The sequence below is a fragment of the Xanthobacter wiegelii genome, assembly GCF_043193855.2.
Taxonomy (GTDB): domain Bacteria; phylum Pseudomonadota; class Alphaproteobacteria; order Rhizobiales; family Xanthobacteraceae; genus Xanthobacter; species Xanthobacter flavus_A.
Genome location: NZ_CM195529.1, coordinates 3960544 through 3980080 on the forward strand (window position 1 = coordinate 3960544; position 19537 = coordinate 3980080).

At 69.3% G+C, this 19537-nt stretch carries 17 protein-coding genes and 1 tRNA gene; 7 read left to right on the forward strand and 11 right to left on the reverse strand.

Annotated elements, in window-relative coordinates; all coding sequences use genetic code 11:
- Positions 1-23 precede the first annotated feature (23 nt).
- The 5 genes from hisF to hisB are packed head-to-tail and all read right to left on the reverse strand — an operon-like array spanning position 24 to position 3303.
- The gene (hisF, locus tag V5F63_RS18485) at positions 24-797 is read right to left on the reverse strand and encodes an imidazole glycerol phosphate synthase subunit HisF (RefSeq protein ID WP_209484739.1); all 774 of its coding nucleotides are present in this window, start codon (positions 795-797) and stop codon (positions 24-26) included.
- Positions 798-804: 7 nt separating this feature from the next.
- Positions 805-1542: a 1-(5-phosphoribosyl)-5-[(5-phosphoribosylamino)methylideneamino]imidazole-4-carboxamide isomerase gene (hisA, locus tag V5F63_RS18490; RefSeq protein ID WP_209484741.1), complete on the reverse strand. Its 738-nt coding sequence runs from the start codon at positions 1540-1542 to the stop codon at positions 805-807.
- Positions 1530-2129, reverse strand: a complete 600-nt coding sequence (gene hisH, locus V5F63_RS18495; RefSeq protein WP_245327709.1) for an imidazole glycerol phosphate synthase subunit HisH — start codon at positions 2127-2129, stop codon at positions 1530-1532. The genes hisA and hisH overlap by 13 nt, the downstream gene beginning before the upstream one ends.
- 60 nt (positions 2130-2189) lie before the next feature.
- Positions 2190-2675, reverse strand: a complete 486-nt coding sequence (locus V5F63_RS18500; protein ID WP_209484745.1) for a DUF2628 domain-containing protein — start codon at positions 2673-2675, stop codon at positions 2190-2192.
- 34 nt (positions 2676-2709) lie between these two features.
- Positions 2710-3303 carry an imidazoleglycerol-phosphate dehydratase HisB gene (gene hisB / locus V5F63_RS18505; protein WP_394100663.1) on the reverse strand — a complete coding sequence of 198 codons (594 nt, stop codon included), beginning with the start codon at positions 3301-3303 and terminating at the stop codon, positions 2710-2712.
- A 145-nt stretch (positions 3304-3448) separates the two neighbouring features.
- Here hisB and V5F63_RS18510 point away from each other — a divergent pair, with 145 nt between their 5' ends.
- From V5F63_RS18510 to hslU, 3 genes are read left to right on the forward strand one after another with little or no spacing between them, the layout of a single operon-like run.
- Entirely contained in the window at positions 3449-4240 is a 792-nt protein-coding gene (locus tag V5F63_RS18510; protein ID WP_394100662.1) for an alpha/beta fold hydrolase, read from the forward strand.
- A gap of 60 nt (positions 4241-4300) precedes the next feature.
- Complete coding sequence (gene hslV, locus V5F63_RS18515) at positions 4301-4849, forward strand: ATP-dependent protease subunit HslV (protein WP_209484751.1); 549 nt, start codon at positions 4301-4303, stop codon at positions 4847-4849.
- A 31-nt stretch (positions 4850-4880) separates the two neighbouring features.
- Positions 4881-6188, forward strand: a complete 1308-nt coding sequence (hslU, locus tag V5F63_RS18520) for an ATP-dependent protease ATPase subunit HslU (protein ID WP_209484753.1) — start codon at positions 4881-4883, stop codon at positions 6186-6188.
- Between the two features lie 6 nt (positions 6189-6194).
- Here hslU and V5F63_RS18525 read toward each other — a convergent pair whose 3' ends face one another.
- Together V5F63_RS18525 and V5F63_RS18530 are read right to left on the reverse strand one after the other, a co-directional pair.
- Positions 6195-7580, reverse strand: coding sequence for a sigma-54-dependent transcriptional regulator (locus V5F63_RS18525; protein WP_209484755.1), 1386 nt, complete (start codon positions 7578-7580; stop codon positions 6195-6197).
- A 132-nt stretch (positions 7581-7712) separates the two neighbouring features.
- Positions 7713-9581, reverse strand: coding sequence for a hypothetical protein (locus V5F63_RS18530; RefSeq protein ID WP_394100661.1), 1869 nt, complete (start codon positions 9579-9581; stop codon positions 7713-7715).
- A 294-nt stretch (positions 9582-9875) separates the two neighbouring features.
- On the opposite strand from V5F63_RS18530, the gene aptA reads away from it, so the two are divergent.
- Positions 9876-11231 (forward strand): omega-aminotransferase AptA, encoded by a 1356-nt coding sequence (aptA, locus tag V5F63_RS18535; RefSeq protein WP_394027886.1) that lies wholly within the window; start codon positions 9876-9878, stop codon positions 11229-11231.
- Between the two features lie 241 nt (positions 11232-11472).
- Here aptA and V5F63_RS18540 read toward each other — a convergent pair whose 3' ends face one another.
- Positions 11473-11625: a DUF3309 family protein gene (locus tag V5F63_RS18540; protein ID WP_168460109.1), complete on the reverse strand. Its 153-nt coding sequence runs from the start codon at positions 11623-11625 to the stop codon at positions 11473-11475.
- Positions 11626-11750: 125 nt separating this feature from the next.
- Positions 11751-13646 (reverse strand): aminopeptidase P family protein, encoded by a 1896-nt coding sequence (locus tag V5F63_RS18545; protein WP_394100660.1) that lies wholly within the window; start codon positions 13644-13646, stop codon positions 11751-11753.
- A 131-nt stretch (positions 13647-13777) separates the two neighbouring features.
- On the opposite strand from V5F63_RS18545, the gene V5F63_RS18550 reads away from it, so the two are divergent.
- A tRNA-Gly gene (locus V5F63_RS18550) sits at positions 13778-13852 on the forward strand.
- 122 nt (positions 13853-13974) lie between these two features.
- Here V5F63_RS18550 and gltS read toward each other — a convergent pair.
- Together gltS and V5F63_RS18560 are read right to left on the reverse strand one after the other, a co-directional pair.
- Positions 13975-15183, reverse strand: coding sequence for a sodium/glutamate symporter (gene gltS, locus V5F63_RS18555; protein WP_394100659.1), 1209 nt, complete (start codon positions 15181-15183; stop codon positions 13975-13977).
- Between the two features lie 67 nt (positions 15184-15250).
- Positions 15251-16588: a sugar porter family MFS transporter gene (locus tag V5F63_RS18560; protein ID WP_394100658.1), complete on the reverse strand. Its 1338-nt coding sequence runs from the start codon at positions 16586-16588 to the stop codon at positions 15251-15253.
- Positions 16589-16748: 160 nt separating this feature from the next.
- Between V5F63_RS18560 and V5F63_RS18565 the strand changes: the two genes are divergently transcribed.
- Positions 16749-18071, forward strand: a complete 1323-nt coding sequence (locus V5F63_RS18565; RefSeq protein WP_394100657.1) for a DegT/DnrJ/EryC1/StrS family aminotransferase — start codon at positions 16749-16751, stop codon at positions 18069-18071.
- Positions 18072-18117: 46 nt separating this feature from the next.
- Complete coding sequence (locus V5F63_RS18570; RefSeq protein WP_394028241.1) at positions 18118-19530, forward strand: sugar porter family MFS transporter; 1413 nt, start codon at positions 18118-18120, stop codon at positions 19528-19530.
- Positions 19531-19537 lie beyond the last annotated feature (7 nt).

The window sequence follows — 19537 nt, forward strand, 5'->3', positions numbered from 1 at the left end:
CTTTAGCAGTGCCCCCGCGAAGCTCAGTCGAGCCGTACCGGAAGACCGGCCTCGGCCAGCCGGTCCTTGGCCTCGCGCACCGTGAAGGTGCCGAAATGGAAGATGGATGCCGCGAGCACCGCCGAGGCGCCGCCGTCACGGATGCCCTCCACCAGATGGTCGAGGATGCCGACGCCGCCGGAGGCGATGACAGGAACGTGCACCGCATCCGCAACCGCACGGGTCAGCGCGCAGTCGAAGCCCCGGCCGGTGCCGTCGCGATCCATGGAGGTCAGCAGGATTTCCCCGGCGCCGAGGTCCACCACCTCGCGGGCATACTGGATGGCGTCGAGGCCGGTGGGGTTGCGCCCGCCATGGGTGAAGATCTCCCAGCGGTCCGCCTCGCCCGGCTGCGACACCTTCTTGGCGTCGATGGCGACGACGATGCACTGCTCGCCGAACTTCTCCGCCGCCTCGCCCACGAAGGCGCGGCGGTTCACGGCGGCGGTGTTGATGGAGACCTTGTCCGCCCCGGCGTGCAGCAACGTGCGCACGTCGTCCACCGTGCGGACGCCGCCGCCCACGGTGAGGGGCATGAAGCACTGCTCGGCGGTGCGGCGCACCACGTCGAGGATGGTGCCGCGGTTCTCGTGGCTGGCGGTGATGTCGAGGAAGGTGAGTTCGTCGGCCCCGGCGGCGTCATAGGCGCGCGCGGCTTCCACCGGGTCACCGGCGTCGCGCAGGTCCACGAACTGGACGCCCTTCACCACGCGGCCGTCCTTCACGTCGAGGCAGGGGATGACGCGGACCTTCAGCATGGCGCACCTACCGTCCTGCCACCAGCGCGAGGGCCTCGCGCGGGTCCAGCCGGCCGTCATAGAGGGCGCGGCCGGTGATGGCGCCTTCGAGCTTCTTCGCGGCAGGGGTGAGCAATCCCTCGATGTCGGCGAGGGAGGCGAGGCCTCCGGAGGCGATCACAGGCAGCGAGACGGCCTCGGCCAGCGCGATGGTGGCCTCAAGGTTGAGCCCCTTCAGCAGGCCGTCGCGGGCGATGTCGGTGTAGATGATGGCGGCGACGCCGGCATCCTCGAAGCGCCGGGCGATGTCCACGGCGGCAAGCTCGGACGTTTCCGCCCAGCCTTCCACGGCGACGTTCCCGTCGCGGGCGTCGAGGCCCACCACGATGCGTCCGGGATGGGCTTTCGCCGCCGCCTTCACGAAGTCCGGGTCGCGCACCGCCGCGGTGCCGAGGATGACGCGAGTGACGCCCTTCTCCAGCCAGCCTTCCACCGTGCGCATGTCGCGGATGCCGCCACCGAGCTGCACCGGGATGGAGACCGTCTCCAGGATGCGGTCCACCGCCGCCGCGTTCACCGGCTTGCCGGCGAAGGCGCCGTCCAGGTCCACCAGATGGAGATAGCGGAAGCCGAGGCTCTCGAATTCGGCCGCCTGGGCGGCCGGGTCGCGGTTGAAGACGGTCGCCCGCGCCATGTCGCCCTGTTCGAGGCGCACGGCGAGGCCGTCCTTGAGATCGATGGCCGGAAAGAGGATCACGGATGCCACTTCAGGAAATTGGCGAGGAGCGCGAGGCCGAGGGTCTGGCTCTTCTCGGGATGGAATTGGGTGCCGGCCACATTCTCCCGCGCCACCGCGGCGGTGATGGTGCCGCCGTAATCGGTGGTGGCGAGGAGGTCGATGCCGTCCGCCGGCTTGAGATGGTAGGAATGGACGAAATAGGCGTGAAGGCCGGACGCACCGGTGGGAATGCCGGCCAGCAGCGGGTGCTCGCGCGCGACTTCGAGCGTGTTCCAGCCCATGTGCGGGATCTTGAGGGTCGGATCGTTGGGGGTGATGCGGTCCACCTCGCCGCGGATCCAGCCGAGGCCCTGCGTAACGCCATGCTCCAGCCCGCGCTCGGCGAGGAGCTGGAGCCCCACGCAGATGCCGAGGAAGGGACGCCCCCTGCCCTTCACCGCCTCGGTCATGGCCTCAACCATCCCGGGAACGGCATCGAGGCCGGCCCGGCAGTCGGCGAAGGCGCCGACGCCCGGCAGCACGACGCGGTCGGCGGTGCGCACCACATCCGGATCACTGGTGACGACGACGCTCTGCCCCAGGTCGTGGGCGAGGCTCTGCGCCGCGCGCTCCATGGCCTTGGCGGCGGAGTGCAGGTTGCCGGAATTATAGTCGATGATGGCGACGTTCACGCCTCAGGCTCCCGGAAAGGCGCCGATGACGCCGGATGAACCGCCCGGAGCCGGGAAGGACGGGCGGATGGCCGGAAGGGCGGCGGCTGCGCGCGGCGCCGGATACAGGCCCTCCCATCCGGCGAAGAAGCGATGTTCCGCCTCATCCCGGTCGGATGCCACCACGACGGCGGCCTCCTCATAGCCGAGGCGCTCCAGCTTGCGCTGGCGCAGGCGGGGCAGCTCCAACGCGAGCAGGACATTGAAACCGATCATCACCACATTGCCCACGGCATCGGGAAGCCCGCCATAGACCTCGGCGAGGCCGAGGGTCACGGCCACTGCGACATAGGCGGCGAACACCAGCCACAGGCGGAAACGCAGCAGCACGATGGGGGCGAAGAACAGCGTCACCCAGGAGAATTTCTCGCGGACGAACACGGTGCGCCCGGCCGCGTGCTCGGCGGTGTCGCCGGGGACGGCGCGGGTCAGAACGGTCCAGCTGGCCATGGCTGCCTCGTCTCCTGCCTCGTCTCTGCCCGCCTCAGGTGCCCAGCGCGCCCTTGGTGGAGGGGATTTCCCCCGCCGCCGCCGGGTCTACCGCCACCGCCGCGCGCAGCACGCGGGCCAGGCCCTTGAAGCAGCTTTCCGCGATGTGGTGGGCGTTCACCCCGTACAGCGTCTCCACATGCAGGGTCACCCCGGCATTGGAAGCGAAGGCCTGGAAGAATTCCCGCACCAGCTCGGTATCGAACTCGCCGATCTTCTGCGCCGCGAACTCGGTGCGGAAGACCAGGAAAGGCCGGCCGGAAATGTCGATGGCGACGCGGGCCAGCGTCTCGTCCATGGGCAGCAGGACGTCGGCATAGCGCGTGATGCCGCGCATATCGCCGAGCGCCTTCTTGACCGCCTGGCCGAGCACGATGCCCACGTCCTCGGTGGTGTGGTGGAAATCGATGTGGAGATCGCCCACCGCCTTGATATCGAGGTCGAAACGCGCGTGGCGGCCGAGCAGGTCCAGCATATGGTCGAGGAAGCCGACACCGGTGGACACGCTGGTCCGCCCCGTCCCGTCGAGGTCGACGGCGAGCGTGACGCGGGTCTCCTTGGTCTCGCGGACGATTTCGGCCTTGCGCATGGAACTCCTCCAAGGCTGCGGCTTCTATCAGCAACCTCGCTGCAACGCCATATGGCGATGAGATGACGCCGCTCGCGCGTGGCCCGCCTCGCCTCGGGTCGCCATCTATGGCATAGCGGCACCGTCAACTCGACGGGGATCGCCGATGCCGACGACGCAGAACGACGGGCTGGAACTTGCCTATCAGGTCAGCGGCGAAGGCCCGCCGCTCCTCATCATCTCGGGCCTGTCTGCGGAGCGCTCTTTCTGGGCCCTGTCGCGCCCGCTTCTCAAGGGCTTCACCCTCGTCGAGTTCGATAACCGCGACATCGGGAAGAGCCAGCGGGCCACGGCGCCCTATACCGCCGCCGACATGGCCCGCGACGCCCTTGCCGTGCTCGACGCCTCGGGTTTTCAAAAGGCACACGTCATCGGCCATTCCATGGGTGGCATGATCGCGCAGGAACTGGCACTCGCCGCGCCGCAGCGGGTGAACCGGCTGGTGCTGGCCAACACCATCGCCCGCAACGACCTCTACACCACCGAGATCATGCGGCTTTTCAAGGAGCTGCGGCTGCAGCTCGACAACGAGCTGATGTTCGGCGCGGCGCTCACCACCTTCGTGCTCGGCATGCGCACGCTGAACAAGATCCCGCTTTTTGCGGCGGTCCAGCAATCGCTGGATGCGGGCCTTTATCAGGAAAAGGACGCCTTCATCCGTCAGGTCGGGGTCTGCGTCGGCTTCGACAGCCTCGCCCGCATCGGCCGTATTGCCGCCCCGACCCTCGCCATCTATTGCGACGACGATCGCGTGTTCTCCCCGCACATGGTGCGGGACCTGGCCAATGGCATCCCCGGTGCCAAGCTGGACGAGATCCTCGACAGCGGCCACTGCCCCATGGTGGAGGCGCCGGAGAACTTCTGCACCACGGTGCGCGCCTTCCTCAATGCGAGCTGACCGGGAGACGAGTTGCGTCCGCCACGGAAGCGCATAAGTAAGCTCCAAGCGGAGCACTTCATGCAGCATTCCCCTGATACCATTTACGGCACCACCATCGTCACCGTGCGCAAGGGCAACCGCGTCGCCATCGCCGGCGACGGGCAGGTTACCCTTGGTCAGACCGTGCTCAAGGCCAATGCGCGCAAGGTGCGGCGGCTCGGCAAGGGCGACGTGATCGGCGGGTTCGCCGGCGCGACGGCGGACGCCTTCACGCTGTTCGAGCGGCTGGAGGCGAAGCTGGAGCAGTATCCCGGTCAGTTGCAGCGTGCCGCCGTGGAACTCGCCAAGGACTGGCGGACCGACCGCTACCTGCGCCGGCTGGAAGCCATGATGATCGTGGCCGACGCCTCCATTTCCCTCGTCCTCACCGGCACCGGCGACGTCCTGGAGCCGGACGCGGGCGTGGCGGGCATCGGCTCGGGCGGCATGTTCGCCCTCGCGGCCGCGCGGGCCCTACTCGATCGCGAGGAGGATCCGGAAGCCATCGTGCGCCGGTCCCTGGAGATTGCGGCGGACATCTGCGTCTACACCAACCGGAACATCGTCGTGGAAACCATCGGGTCCTGAGCGCCCGCCACCGCCAGAAAGACACCATTCCATGAGCGATTTTTCCCCCCGCGAGATCGTTTCCGAGCTCGACCGCCACATCGTCGGCCAGGCCAAGGCCAAGCGCGCGGTCGCCATCGCCCTGCGCAACCGGTGGCGCCGTCAGCAGCTGGACGAGAAGCTGCGCGAGGAGGTTCTGCCCAAGAACATCCTGATGATCGGCCCCACAGGCGTCGGCAAGACCGAGATTTCCCGCCGCCTCGCCCGCCTGGCCGGCGCGCCCTTCCTGAAGGTAGAGGCCACCAAGTTCACCGAGGTCGGCTATGTGGGCCGCGACGTGGAGCAGATCGTGCGCGATCTCGTGGAGGTCGGCATCGGCCTGACGCGCGAGGCCAAGCGCAAGGATGTGCAGGCCAAAGCCCACCTCAACGCCGAGAACCGCGTGCTCGATGCCCTCGTCGGCGCCACCGCCTCGCAGGCCACCCGCGACGCGTTTCGCAAGAAGCTCCGCGCCGGCGAGCTGGACGACAAGGAAGTCGAGATCGAGGTGCAGCAGGGCTCCCAGGGCATGCCGATGTTCGAGATTCCGGGCATGCCCGGGGCGCAGATGGGCGCCATCTCGCTCGGCGACATGCTGGGCAAGGCCTTCGGCGGCCGGTCCAAGCCGCGCCGCGTGACGGTGAAGGAGGCCCATCCCCTCCTCCTCACCGAGGAGGCGGACAAGCTGATCGACCAGGACGCCATTACGCAGGAAGCGATCCACGCGGTCGAGAACAACGGCATCGTCTTCCTTGACGAGATCGACAAGATCGCCGGGCGCGAGGGCCGCTCCGGGGCCGATGTCTCCCGCGAGGGTGTGCAGCGCGACCTGCTGCCGCTCATCGAGGGTACCACCGTCTCCACCAAGCACGGGTCGGTGAAGACCGACCACATCCTGTTCATCGCCTCCGGCGCGTTTCACGTGTCGAAGCCCTCCGACCTCCTGCCGGAACTTCAGGGCCGGCTGCCCATCCGGGTGGAGCTGGAGGCGCTGACCCGCGCCGATTTCGTCCGCATCCTCACCGAGACCGAGGCGAGCCTTGTGAAGCAGTCGGTGGCCCTGATGGGCACCGAGGGCGTGACGCTCGACGTGACCGCGGATGCGGTTGAGGCCATCGCCGACGCGGCGGTGGAGGTGAATTCCAATGTGGAGAATATCGGCGCCCGCCGGCTGCAGACGGTGATCGAGCGCGTGCTCGACGACCTCTCCTTCTCCGCGCCCGACCGCTCCGGCGAAACGGTGGTGGTGGATGCGGACTATGTGCGCTCGCGCGTCGCCGACCTCGCGAAGAACGCCGACCTCAGCCGCTTCATCCTCTGAGGCGGCTCAGGACAGGCGGGTGCGCTCGCCCCAGGCGAGCTTCTTGCGATAGAGGGTCGAAGGACTGAGATCGAGGGCGGCCGCCGCAAGCGAGATGTTGCCGTCGAAGGCGGCAATGGCCGCCTCTATGGCCCGCCGCTCCACCACCGACAGGGGCTCGACCCGGCCCTGCCAGGCGAAGCTGTCCGACCAGCCCTGGATGAGCACCTCGGGGGGGCGCCCGGCGCCCGGCGCCTCGGGTGCCTCCGGCTCGGCCAGGAGGCCCGGCAGAATGGTACCCCCCTCGCTCAGCACGACCACCCGGCGCATGAGGTTCTGCAGTTCGCGCACATTCCCGGGGAAACGGCGGGCGCGCAGCGCCTCCACCACCTCGGGCGTGAAGCGCGGCATGGGGCGGCCTTCCTCGCCGGCGAAGCGGGCCAGGAAGGTTTCGGCCAGGAGGAGAACGTCGTCGCCCCGCGCCCGCAGGGGCGGCAGCGCCAGCGGCAGCACGGCGAGGCGGTAATAGAGGTCTTCCCTCAGGCGTCCCGCGCGCACTTCTTCCAGGGGGTCGCGGCTGGTGGCGCATACGAGGCGCACATCCGCTTCCCGCTCGGTCACCTCGCCCACCGGGCTGAAGCGGCCGGTTTCCACGAAGTGCATCAGCCGAGCCTGGCAGGCCAGGTCCATCTGCGTGATCTCGTCGAGGTGCAGCGTGCCGCTCTGGGCGCGGTCCATGGCGCCGGCATCCTCGCGGCCGAACAAAGCGATTTCCATCAGCTCGGCGGGAATGACGGCGCAGTTGAGCGCGACGAACGGCGCGTCGCGGCGGGACGAGGCGGCATGGACCGCCGCCGCCACGAGATCCTTGCCGGTGCCGCTCTCCCCCGTCACGAACACCGCCGCGCGCGAGGCGGCGAGACGCTCGATCTGCGCATAGACCGCCTGCATGGGCGCCGAGCGACCATAGAGACCGCAGAAGTCTCCGCCCCGCGGCAGGGGACGCGCCGCGCGGCGGCGACGTTCGGCCCGGCGCGCTGGCGTCGCGGCCAGCAGGCGGTCCATCACTTCCTCGACCACGAGCGGCTTCTGGACCACATCATCGGCCCCCGCCCGCATGGCGGCCACCGCCCCACTCACCGAGCTTTCCCCCAGCGCCACCACGAGCGTGCCGCCGAAGCCGCTGGCGCGGATTCGGCGCACCGCGTCTTCCGGCTCGTCGGAGCCGACGAGGGCCGAGGTGCAACGGGGCAGAAGCGGCAGCGCTGCGGCAATATCGGCGGCCTCGATCATGTCGAGGGAATCGCGGCGGGCGAGCGCGGCGCGCACGATGGCGCGCACGGCGGGATCAGGATCGCAGATCAGCAGGCGGGCAGGCCCGCTGGAGCGTCGCGCAAGGGAAAACTGAGACATGGATTGCGGATCGCGGGAAACGGACATCGCCGGGAGTAAACCGCGACAGGGTAAAGGAAGCCTTGTCGTGGGCGCAACCCGTTCACGCGCGGCCGAAGCTACCCCAGGCCCCACACCCCCATTGCCCTTGCGTCATCCCCTCGGCGGCTTGACCACTCTCGCCTCGACCGAGAGACCCGCGCTTTCAAGCGCGTCGAGCGCGCGGGTCGCATGGTCCTTGGAGGGCAGCAGGCGCGTCACCAGCCGGCGCACGCCATCGGCGCCGTCGGAGGCCTGATGAACCATCAGATTGACCACCTCCCGCTCCTCGCTGTGCCGGCCGAGAGCGTGGAGGCTGAGGGCGAGCGCGACCCGGTTCTCCACCGTCGGATGGAGGGTCAGCTGGGGCAGCATGGCCTGGGCCGCGATCAGGTCGCCGCGCAGGAAGGCCGCGAGCGCAAGATAGGAATCGCGGAACGGTGTCGCGACCGCGCCCTGCCGGCGGGCATTGGCCAGCAGCGCCTCGCCCTCGGCGATGCGTCCAGCGCCGATGAAGACCACGCCCGCCGTCGCCGCCACGTCGAAATCCAGCGGGTTGAGGCGCAGGGCGCGCTCGGCGGTGGCCACGGCCTCGTCGGGCTCTCCTGCGAACAATTGGACCAGAGCCAGGGCGCGGGCGGCATAGGCGCTGGCGGGAGCCAGTTCCACGGCCCGCTCGGCCTCGTCCAGCATCACTTCCAGCTCCGCCTCTGAGGGCGCGGGCGTGTCGTCGTGCAGGGTGCGCTGCAGCTGGGTTTCGGCACGCACGGCATGGCCGAGGGCGAAGGCGGGATCCCGGTGGGTGAGTTCCGCGAGGCACTCGTCCACGTTGATGCCGCGGGTTTCCTGCCGGGTCTCGGCCTTCATCTCCGGCCGGGTCTCCTGGCTGTCGCTACGGCGCTGGGCGGCAGCGGCGGCGACACAGCCATAGCCGGAGGCGGGAGCACGGGCGAGCGCCTGGGCCCGGGCGCGGACCTGCACCACGCCATAGCCTTCCATAACTGCGACGGCGACATCGTGGATGACCCGTTGCTCGCTCTCCGCCAGCTTTCCGGCCCCGGCCAGACCATCCATCACGGTGGACCAGACGATGGAGCCGTCGCAGCGGTCGGTCAGCCGCACGGCGAGGGAGAAGGTGCCGTCCGGCCGCCCCTCGGCGAGGCCGGCGAGGGAGAAGACCGAGCGCGGCACGGCCGCCGAGCAGGCTTCGGCGACGGTGCCCTCGCGAATGTCGGCACCTGCCGCGCGCACCTGGGCAAAATCGAACCGGGCGAACGCATCGCGCATGCGCTCCTCGATGGCCCGCAGCTCGGTCGTGTTCGGCGCGCCATCGCCGGCCGCCTCGAAGGTGCGGACCTCGACCAGCGGCAGGCGGATCCGATCCGCCGTCGCGGCGGCCGACACCGAATCCCGCGGCGTCTTGCTTTCCAGGTTCCACAGGGAGAGCCCGACACCCGCGGTCACGACCAGCGCGAGGCCCGCAGCCAGGGCCGGAAGCAGCCGGCGCGGCCGGATGGCCTGCGGCGGCGCATCGGAGGGGGGCGGATCGACCACATCCTGATCGGCCGGCGCAGCATCCTCCAGCCCACGGGTGCGGAACTGGGGCACATAGCCGCCCTTGGGCACATCGATGATGACAGGATCATCGACGCCAATCGTTGTATAATACCTTTCCAGCGCCCGCCGAAGCCGGGTGGCCTCCACCCTGACGATGGGATCGGACTGGGGATCGAAGGACGGCGGCCGGCCCAGCGCCTCCACCGCGATGGTGTAGCCCTTCAGCGCGTCCGCCCGGCCATCCAGAGTCGTTTCGACGACGAATCTCAGAAAGGCCGCGAGCCGCGGAGAAGCGGCGAAATCGGGCGAGGCGAGCACGCGATCAAGCGCCGCACGCACGCCAACGGAGGCATCGACCATCTCGGTCACGCCTTCGGAGACGGCCTCGACCGCGCCCTGTTCGCCTGCATCCGCAGCACTGCCCACCACAATACCGTCCTAACCTACGGTCATGACCTTTGTCCGTCAGAACCCTTGCACAAGCAAGAGGGCGGGATGATGGTGACCGCCTCCCTGCGTCAAGCCGCCACCGGCCAGTTTCCACCGGCGGTACGGGCTGCTAGCGTTGCAGCGACGCGACCGCATGCGAGGCCGCCGGGCGGCTCCAGGCCGCAGGCGCGAAACTCGCGCCGCACCGGCCGGAGCGTTGCAAAAAATCGGCGCCACAGGCCTGGCGCCCAAACATGGCGCGCGATCCATTGCGCGCGGGAGAGGACCATCATGGCTCTGGACGATCTGGTGACCGACGGCATGCGCGCGGACAGTGTTCCGAACGACCTCGAAGCCTTCTGGATGCCGTTTACCTCGAACCGCTCCTTCAAGAAGCGGCCACGGCTCGTGTCCCGCGCCAAGGACATGCACTATTACACGCCGGAAGGTCGCCCCATCCTCGACGGTTGCGCCGGCCTGTGGTGCGTCAACCCCGGCCATAACCGGGAGCCCATTGTCGAAGCCATCCGCGCCGGTGCCGCCGAGATGGATTTCGGCCCCACCTTCCAGTACGGCCATCCGAACGCCTTCCGCCTCGCCACCAAGATCGCCGACCTCGCGCCCGGCGATCTCGACCATGTGTTCTTCTGCAACTCGGGCTCCGAGGCGGTGGACACCGCGCTGAAGATCGCCCTCGCCTACCAGCAGACCATCGGCCAGGGCACCCGCACGCGCCTCATCGGCCGCGAGCGCGGGTATCACGGCGTCGGCTTCGGCGGCATCTCGGTGGGCGGCATGGTCGCCAACCGCCGCACCTTCGGCACCATGCTCGCCGGCGTCGACCACCTGCGCACCACCTATGACCGGGAGAACCAGGCCTTCTCCAAGGGCGAGCCGGACTATGGCGCGCACTTCGCCGACGAGCTGGAGCGCATCGTCGGGCTCCATGACGCCTCCACCATCGCCGCCGTCATCGTCGAGCCCATGGGCGGCTCCACCGGCGTGCTGCCGCCGCCGAAGGGCTATCTCAAGCGCCTGCGCGAGATCTGCGACAAGTACGGCATCCTGCTGATCTTCGACGAGGTGATCACCGGTTACGGTCGTCTCGGCTACGCCTTCGCCGCCGAGCGTTACGGCGTGATCCCGGACATGATCTGCTTCGCCAAGGGCATCACGGCCGGCGCGGTGCCGATGGGCGGCGTCATCGCCCGCAAGCATATCCACGATGCCTTCATGAAGGGGCCGGAGCACATGGTGGAGCTGTTCCACGGCTACACCTATTCCGCCCATCCGCTGGCCTGCGCCGCCGGGCTCGCGACGCTGGACCTCTACGCGCAGGAGAACACCTTCACCCACGCGCTGGCGCTGGAGCCCTTCTTTGCCGATGCGGTCATGTCGCTGAAGGACAAGCCCGGCGTGCTCGACATCCGCACGGTGGGCATCACCGGCGCGGTGGACCTCGCCCCGCGCGCCGGCTCGCCCGGCCTGCGCGGCTATGAGGCGCTGGAGAAGGCGTTCCATGAGGAAGGCCTGATGATGCGCATCGCCGGGGACACGCTGGTCATCACGCCGCCGCTCATCATTTCCAAGGATCAGGTCGGCGAGCTGGTCGAGAAGCTCGGGCGGGTCATCGAGAAGACCGTCTGAACACGAAATCGATCGTCCGACGGCCCAGCGGGCGGCGGACGATCGTTCGAACTCCGGACGCACCCTGGCCGCCGGTCCGCAGCGGGGTGCGGCCGACGGCCAGGTCGTTCGGGCCGCGAAGCAGGGGCGTCAAGCTCGTGAGCCGCACGTTCGCGGTCTTATGTGAAAGCGGTTTGACCAGAAGGGGTGCGCCCCGGGCGACCGGCTCGCCCGTGGCGGAGCCGGCGCAGCCGCTATGGCGCTAGAGCCGCCCTGTGAGCGCGAGCACGATTACGATGATCAGCAGCACACCCACGATGCCACCCGGCCCATACCCCCACCCGGAGCTGTAGCCCCACGTCGGCAGCGCTCCGACGAGCAGCAGCACGAGGATGATGATGAGGATCGTGGACATCAGCGGCCTCCCAGTCAGTCCGACGGAGCCACGCTCCGCCTTGCGTTTCTGGTAACGCGCGCGAGGCCTTGCAGTTCCTTGGCTTGTGGCGATCGCGCGCGGTCCTGCAGGCGATCGCACCCATCCTAGAGCGGCGCCGTCGCCGCTGCGAGCCAGTCCACGGTGCCCGCATCGACCAGCGGCGCAAGGGTGGCCCGGACCTCGGCGTGATAGGCATCGACCTGCGCCCGCTCGGTGCCGGTGAGGAGATCGAGGTCGATCAAGCGCCGGTCGTAGGGCACGAGGGTGAGGGTCGCGAAGCCGAAGCACGGCTTCTCCCCGTCCTCCACCGGACGGTCCTCCACCAGGATCAGGTTCTCGATGCGGATGCCGTAGGCGCCCGTGCGATAGAAGCCCGGCTCGTTGGAGAGGATCATTCCTGCCGCCAGTGGCAGATGGCCGAGCTGTGAGATGCGTGCCGGCCCCTCATGCACGGAGAGCCCCGCGCCGACACCATGGCCGGTGCCATGGTCGAAATCGAGCCCTGCCTCCCACAGGAACTGCCGCGCCAGCGGATCCAGCTGGGCGCCCGTGATGCCCTTTGGAAACACCGCGCGGGTGAGGGCCAGATGGCCCTTCAGCACCAGCGTGTAGTGGCGGCGCATGTCCCGGGTCGGCGTCCCGACGGCAAGGGTACGCGTGATGTCCGTGGTGCCGTCCGGATATTGCGCGCCGGAATCGAGCAGGAACAGCTCGCCCGGATGGATCGCCCGGTTGGTCTTGCGTGTGACCCGATAATGAACGATGGCGCCGTTCTCCCCCGCGCCGGCAATGGTCGGGAAGGAGATGTCGGTGAGACAGCCGGTGGCGCGGCGGAAGGTCTCCAGCGCCTCCACCGCATCGATCTCCGTGAGCGTGCCGGCGGGCGCCTCCCGGTCGAACCAAGCGAGGAAGCGGGCCAGCGCCGCGCCGTCGCGCACATGGGCCGCCCGCATCCCCGCGATCTCGGCCGGATTCTTCGACGCCTTGATGAGGGAGATGGGGTCGGCGCCCTTGTCGGCGACGCCGCCTGCGGTCTCGATGAGGGTGGCGAGGCGAACGGGTGCGGTGGCCTGATCGACGCGGATGCGCCGGCCCTTGCCGTTGCCATTCTCCCCCTTGGCGAAAGCAGCGAGCACGCGGTCGAGGTCGCCGACGCCGTGCAGGCGGGCGTGGCCGGCGAGGGCGGCGCGCACCTCATGGGAGAGCTTCAGCGCCTCGAGGAAAAGATCGGGCAGCCCCTCGCGCGGCACGATGCACCAGGCGAGCGGCAGCGGCGTGTGGGCCACGTCAGCGCCGCGCATGTTGAAGAGCCATGCCGCGCCGTGGGGGTCGGAGACGAGCAGGCCATCGAGCTTCTCCTCGGCGAGCTTCTCCTGCACCTGCCGGAGCTTGCTTGCCGTGTCCTCGCCGGCGACGGACAGGTCCAGCAGACGCACCGGCGCGCGCGGGGGGGCGGGCCGGTCGGGCCAGATGGGATCGAATGGATCGGCCTCCAGTGGCGCGAGGATGCCCCCGGCCGAAGCCACCGCCTTCACCAGCCGCTCGCGGCCGTCGATGGTGGTGCGCCACGGATCGAACCCGAGGCGGGCACCGCGGGGGAGATGTTCCTCGATCCACTTGTCCGGCCGCGTTTTGGAAAGCGGCACCACGGTGAAGGCCGCCTCGTCCACCTGCGCGGGGGCCTGGAGCGTGTAGCGTCCGTCCACGAAGAGCGCCGCCTCCGTGGGCAGCACAACGCAGGTACCGGCCGAGCCGGTGAAGCCGGTGAGGTAGGCGAGGCGCTCCTCGCACGCCGGCACATATTCGTTCTGATGCGCGTCGGCGCGGGGGATCACATAGCCGTCGAAGCCGAGGCGGGCGAGCTCCGCCCGGAGCGCCGCCAGCCGCGCCGGCCCCTCGGCGCCATCGGCCAGATCCTCGAAGGTCTGGAAGTGCGCCTTGAACGGGGGATGGCCGTGGGAGGCGGAATGAACGGACGAAGAGGACGAAGAAGACGTCATGGGCGGGGCGCCGGCGCAATCGTTGAAATCCCGCCGACCATAGGAGCCCCGCCGGGCGACGGCAACGCGGTGGGTATTTCGCGAAACGCCCTTGATGGGCAACCCCGCATCCGATTATGGTCGGCGCCATCGCGGGCGTAGTTCAGTGGTAGAACGACAGCTTCCCAAGCTGTATGTCGTGGGTTCGATTCCCATCGCCCGCTCCAGTTTCCCCCCATTCTGAGAGATCGGCCGGGATCCGGCCAGACGGTCCGCGCGCCGGCGCGCGCTCTATGCCGCGGCATGGGGTGGCAGCTTCGCGAGATCGCAAGCGCCCTGCCCCGCCCCCTCACCTCAGCATGAAGCCGATCGCAATCGCGTTGGCGATGTCGATGAAGAAGGCGGAGACCAGCGGCAGGATGATGAAGGCGATGGGCGCCGGGCCGTGGGTGCGGGTCACGGCGGTCATGTTGGCGATGGCGGTCGGCGTGGCGCCGAGGCTGATGCCGGTGAAGCCGGCGGCCAGCACCGCCGCCTGATAAGTCCGGCCCATGGCGGGAAACACCACGAACAGGATGTAGGCCACCGCCACCAGCGTCTGCAGCGCCAGCACCGTGCCGAGCGCCGGACCAAGGCCGCCGAGGGTCCACAGCTGCATGCTCATGAGCGACATGGCGAGGAAGATCTTCAGCGACAGGTCGGAGACCAGCGCCAGCGCCGGGGTGCGGGCCGGCCACGGCAGGCGCGGCGCCACCTTCGGCAGGATGTTGGTGATGACGATGGCGACCAGCATGCACACCACGAACATGGGCAGCTTCAGCCCGGTCTTCTCCACCACGCCTTCCAGCGCATAGGCGATGATGATGACGATGTTGAGCGCCAGGATGGTGACGAGGATGTTCTTGTAGTTCACCGAACCGCCCTCGGACTCGGCCGGTGTGTCCGGCAGGCCCACCATGGGGGCGTCGTCGCCGGTGCCGCGCAAGTTGAAGCGGGAGATGAGCAGGCCCGCCACCGGGCCGCCCACCAGGCTGGCGATGACGAGGCCGAGGGTGGCGCTGGCGATGCCGATTTCCAGTGCGTTGGGCAAATCGAACCGCTGCGCGATCAGCGGCGCCCAGGCGATGGTGGTGCCGTGGCCGCCCACCAGAGACACCGAGCCCAGCAGCGGCCCCACGCCATAGGGCAGGCCGAGCACTGCCGCGCCGCCGACGGCGACCACGTTCTGCAGCACCAGATAGACCACCGTCAGCAGCAGCAGGATCACCAGCGGCTTGCCGCCGGTGGCGAGGTCCGAGACCCGGGCGTTGAGGCCGATGCCGGTGAAGAAATAGAGCAGCAGCATGTCGCGCGCATTGAGGTCGAAGGTCACCGCGAGGCCCAGCACCTTGTAGGCGAACAGGGTGGCGAGCGCCGCGATGATGCCGCCGGTGACGGCCTCGGGGATGTTCCAGCGCTTGAGGGGGGTGATGATCTCGTTGAGGCCGGCGCCGAGAAAGTAGACGAGGATGGCGATGGTGAAGCTCAGCAGCCCCGAAACCTCGAACGTCGCTGGCATATGGCTTCCCCCTGCGCGGCACTGTCTCGCCCCACCTGTAGCCCATTCCGGGCGGGGCTGAAAACGGTCAGGCGCCGAGGTGTCGCAGGGCCTTGCCAGCGAGCACGTCCGTCTCGATGTCCTCCAGCTCCACCTGCCGCGTCTCCGGCACGTAGGCGAGGGAGATGAAGAGCGAGGCGACGCACACCACGAGGAAGATGCCGATGGTGGCGGCAAGGCCGATGCCCTCCACCACCGAGAGGAAGCTCGCCGCGACGATGGCGTTGAACAGCCAGCTCGTTGCCGAGGCGGCGGCGATGCCCCGTTCGCGGATGGCCGAGGGGAACAGCTCGGACATGAGCACATAGGGCAGCGGCCCGAGGCTCAGCGCGAAGGCGACGATGTAGGCGCAGAGCCCCGCGAGCGCCACATAGGGCCAGTCCGCCAGCGCCGCGACGATCACCACGGCGAGGCTCACCGCCATGGCCGCCGAGCCGGCGATGAGCAGCGGGCGGCGGCCGAGGCGGTCCACCAGCATCATGGCGGCCAGCGTCGCCAGCACGTTGACGAGGCCGAGCCCGAAGGTGGCGGCGAGGGCGGCGACGCCGGCCGGAAAGCCGAGCTCGGTGAAGATGTGCGGGGCGTAATAGAGAATGCCATCGATGCCGGAGAAATTCTGCAGCACGAACAGAACGCTGCACAGCACCAGCACCGCCTTGGTGCTGCCCGTGCCGAGCACGGCGCGCCAATCGCCGGCCGGCGCCGCGCCTTCCGCGTCGGCGGAGGAGATCTCGCCGGCAAGGCCCAGCCGCACCGCCGCCGCCTCGCCCTCTACGATCCGACCGCGGGACATGAGCCAGCGCGGGCTTTCCGGCAGCAGCAGCACGGCGCCCGCGCAGGCCGCCGCAATGAGCACGCCGCCGCCCAGCATCTGCGCCCACGTGGCGTGGCCGGTGAGCGCGAGGGGCACCGCATAGCCGAGCAGGATGCCGATGGTGACGGCGAGCTGGAACAGGGAGACCACCGCGCCTCGATGGCGGGCCGGCGTCACCTCCGCCGCATACATGGGGACCACCATGGAGGAGAGCCCCACCCCGAGGCCGATGAGGATGCGCGCCGCCACCAGCATCCCCACCCCCGGCGCCATCGCCTGCCCGAGCGGCACCAGCGCGTAGCCGGCGAAGGCCAGCGCCGCGGCGAGCAGGCAGGAGGGGCGCCGGCCGATCCGCTGGGAGATCGGCGCGGCCAGCACCGCGCCGACGAAGCAGCCGGCCAGCAGCGACGTCACCATCATCTCGGTGGCGCGGGTGGACAGGGCGAACGCCTCGGAGATGGTGCCGACCACACCGGCAATGGACGCCGTGCTGAAGCCGAACAGCATGCCATTGAGGAGCACGAGGCCCGCCGTGAGGAACAAGGTTGCCATGTGATCCGACGGGTATGGAGGTAGGGCGCGGATAACGTGCGCGAGATGGAGCGGCCTGCAGGACTTGTAAGCGCCACCTACAGTAGAGCATAAGTACGAAAAATCGAGCGGCGATAGGCCCGGCCACCTGCCGGAGCGTGCCGTATGGGGAGGGCGCCAAGTGACCGTTTCCGCGGCAACGCACGAACATGCCAACCGCCTCGCCATCGAGGGCGGCGAACCGGTCCGCACCAAGCCCCTGCCGTGGGAACTACCCGGCGCCCACTGGATCGGCGCGGAGGAGCTGGAACTCGTCTCCCGCGTGGTGCGCGCCCAGAGCCCCTTCCGCTTCTACGGCCCCGACCTCCAGCACATGGTGGACACGCTGGAGAAGGAATGGTGCGCCGCCTTCGGCCACAAGCACGCGCTGGGCGTCTCCTCCGGCACGGCCGCGCTGACCATTGCCATGTCGGCCCTCGACATCGGCCCCGGCGACGAGGTGCTGGTGCCCGGCTATCTGTGGGTGAGCTGCGTGGCCGCCGTGGTGCGCGCCGGCGCCATCCCGAAGCTGGTGGACGTGGACGACTGCTTCACCCTCGATCCCGCCGACGTGGAGCGCAAGATCGGCCCCCACACCCGCGCCGCGCTGATGGTGCACATGAGCGGCGCGCCCGGCCGGGTCGCCGATGTCGCCCGCATCTGCCGCGAGCGGGGCATCGCCCTCATCGAGGATTGCGCCCAGACCGCCGGCGCCAGCCAGAACGGCAAGGCCGTGGGTACGTTCGGCGATATCGGCATCTTCTCCTTCCAGCTCAACAAGAACATGACCTCGGGCGACGGCGGCATGGTGGTGACGGAGCGGGACGACCTGTTCCGCCGCATCGTCGCCCTGCATGACCTCGGCTATCCGCGCAACGAAAAGGGCCGGCTCGACACCTCGGACGAGAGCTGCCAGCTCTGGGGCGTCGGCGCCCGCATGTCGGAGCTGACGGGCGCCATGTGCCTCGCCCAGATGCGCAAGCTGCCGCAGATCACCGGCAACATGCGCTCGTCCAAGTGGCGCATCCGCAATGCCCTCGCCGACATCCCCGGCCTCGGCTTCCGCAACGTGCCCGACCCCTCCGGCGACACCGGTCCCTTCATGCTGATGACGCTGAAGGACGAGGCCACCGCCCGCCGCTTCGTGGACGCTTTGCGCGCTGAAGGCATCGCCGGCCCGGCCGGCTCGCTCGCCTGCCTCGCCATGCGCGAGTGGGGGATGCACTGGTATTCCAACATTCCGAGCCTCGTGCACAAGCGCTCCGACAGCCGCGACGGCTTCCCCTGGACCCACCCCTCCAACGCCTTCGGCGAGAGCTACAGCTACGCCGCCGGCGCCCTGCCCCATTGCGACGACCTGCACGCCCGCGGCGCGCTGCTCACCATCGCCTCGACGCTGACGACCGAGGACGAGGACGACATCATCGCCGCCGTCCGCAAGGTGGCGCGCGTGGTGCTGGCCTGACGCCCGGGCATCGGGCCTTCACGACACAGGGGGCCGCGCCGCGGGGCTGTCCGGCGGGCGGAAAAGCGCGAAGGGGAAGCGCATGATCTATCTGATCGCCGCCATCGCCGGCCTCGCCGGGGCGCTGTTCGGCTTCGACGAGGGCGTGATTGCGGGGGCTCTGGCGCCGCTGCGCAGGGACCTTGGCATCGATCCCGTCACCGACGCCGCGGCCGAAGGCTTGATGACGGCGGCGGTGCCGTTCGGCGCCTTCATCGGCGCCATCGTCGGCGGACGGCTCGCCGCCGCCGCGGGGCGCCGCAAGCTGCTGCTCTGGGCCGCCGTGCTGTTCGTGGGCGGAGCGCTCCTGAGCGCGCTCGCGGGCGGGCTCGTCACCCTCTCCCTCGCGCGCCTCGTCATCGGCTTCGCGGTGGGCGTCGCGGCCATGATGGCGCCCCTCTATATCTCGGAGAGCGCGCCGGCCAAGCAGCGCGGCATGCTGGTTTCCATCTACCAGCTCGCCATCACGCTCGGCATTCTCGGCGCCTATGTGGTCGGCTATGCCTTCGACGAGAACTGGCGCTGGATGTTCGCCATGGGTGCGGTGCCGGCGGTGCTCCTGTTCGCCGGCATCTTCGCCATGTCCGACACGCCCCGCTGGCTGGCCATGCGCGGCCGCGGCGCCGAAGCGAAGGCCGCCCTCGCCCGCATGCGCGAGAAGCCGGAGAGCGATCCGGCGGTCGCCGCCGAATATGCGGAGATCCAGGCCGCCGTGGCGGAAGACGAGGGTCGCAAGGCGACGTTCGCCGATCTCGTTTCCCCCCGCGTGCGTCCGGCGCTGATCGTCGCCATGGGGCTGTTCCTGCTGCAGCAGCTCTCCGGCATCAATGCGGTGATCTATTACGCGCCCACCGTGTTCCAGCTGTCGGGCTTCGATTCCGCCGCCACCCAGATCCTCGCCACCGCCGGCATCGGCGTGGTCAACGTGCTCATGACGGTGGTGGGCATGATGCTCATCGACCGGCTCGGCCGGCGCCTCCTCCTGCTCATCGGCTTCGCCGGCACCGCGGTTTCGCTGGGCGCCATCGCCATCGCCGCCGCCACCGACAGCGCGGCGCTCGACACGCTCGCCCTCGCCGGGCTCGTGCTCTACATCGCCTCCTTCGCCATCGCCATCGGCCCGCTGCCGTGGGTGATGATGTCCGAGGTCTTCCCGCTGGACTGCCGGGCGCTGGGCATGAGCATCGCCTCGCTGGTCAACTGGGGCTTCAACTTCATCGTGGTGTTCAGCTTCCCGGTGCTGGTGGCGGAGTTCGGCCTCGCCGGCGTGTTCGGCCTCTATGCCGTGGTGTGTGTCGCCGGCCTCGCCTTCACCCAATGGCTGGTGCCCGAGACCAACGGCGTGAGCCTGGAAGAGATCGAGCGCCACCTGAGGAGCGGTCGGCCTCTGCGCGAGCTTGGCCGCCTGCACGCGGCCTGAGGAGAAG

Excerpts from the sequence above, each read along its gene's own strand:
- hisF (WP_209484739.1), bottom strand. The coding sequence starts at position 797 with ATGCTGAAGGTCCGCGTCATCCCCTGCCTCGACGTGAAGGACGGCCGC.
- hisH (WP_245327709.1), bottom strand. The coding sequence starts at position 2,129 with ATGGAGCGCGCGGCGCAGAGCCTCGCCCACGACCTGGGGCAGAGCGTC.
- V5F63_RS18500 (WP_209484745.1), bottom strand. The coding sequence starts at position 2,675 with ATGGCCAGCTGGACCGTTCTGACCCGCGCCGTCCCCGGCGACACCGCC.
- hisB (WP_394100663.1), bottom strand. The coding sequence starts at position 3,303 with ATGCGCAAGGCCGAAATCGTCCGCGAGACCAAGGAGACCCGCGTCACG.
- V5F63_RS18510 (WP_394100662.1), top strand. The coding sequence starts at position 3,449 with ATGCCGACGACGCAGAACGACGGGCTGGAACTTGCCTATCAGGTCAGC.
- hslV (WP_209484751.1), top strand. The coding sequence starts at position 4,301 with ATGCAGCATTCCCCTGATACCATTTACGGCACCACCATCGTCACCGTG.
- hslU (WP_209484753.1), top strand. The coding sequence starts at position 4,881 with ATGAGCGATTTTTCCCCCCGCGAGATCGTTTCCGAGCTCGACCGCCAC.
- V5F63_RS18525 (WP_209484755.1), bottom strand. The coding sequence starts at position 7,580 with ATGTCTCAGTTTTCCCTTGCGCGACGCTCCAGCGGGCCTGCCCGCCTG.
- aptA (WP_394027886.1), top strand. The coding sequence starts at position 9,876 with ATGGCTCTGGACGATCTGGTGACCGACGGCATGCGCGCGGACAGTGTT.
- V5F63_RS18540 (WP_168460109.1), bottom strand. The coding sequence starts at position 11,625 with ATGTCCACGATCCTCATCATCATCCTCGTGCTGCTGCTCGTCGGAGCG.
- V5F63_RS18545 (WP_394100660.1), bottom strand. The coding sequence starts at position 13,646 with ATGACGTCTTCTTCGTCCTCTTCGTCCGTTCATTCCGCCTCCCACGGC.
- gltS (WP_394100659.1), bottom strand. The coding sequence starts at position 15,183 with ATGCCAGCGACGTTCGAGGTTTCGGGGCTGCTGAGCTTCACCATCGCC.
- V5F63_RS18560 (WP_394100658.1), bottom strand. The coding sequence starts at position 16,588 with ATGGCAACCTTGTTCCTCACGGCGGGCCTCGTGCTCCTCAATGGCATG.